Below are 243 nucleotides of genomic sequence, written 5' to 3'. Positions count from 1 at the left end.
CAGCAGTATCGACGGTTTGAAAACCGGCTATTCTGAAGGCGCAGGTTATCATCTTGCCGCTTCCAGCAAACGCAACAACCGCCGTATTGTTTCCATTCTTGCCGGTGCCGAATCCACCGAAGCGCGCGCCAGTGAAAGCAGCAAACTGCTCAACTGGGCGTTACAGGCATTTGATACGCCCAAACTTTATAACGGCGGAGAAGTAATTTCCCAAGTCAAAGTTTACAAAGGCAGCACCAAAGC

General features: G+C 50.6%; 1 pseudogene. It reads left to right on the top strand.

The features are described 5' to 3' along the window. A pseudogene (locus ACTHS3_RS18460) lies at positions 1 to 243 on the top strand (D-alanyl-D-alanine carboxypeptidase); the annotation flags it as partial.

This window comes from Neisseria sp. P0009.S007 (assembly GCF_051962515.1).
This window is presented reverse-complemented; position numbering and strand designations above follow the sequence as displayed.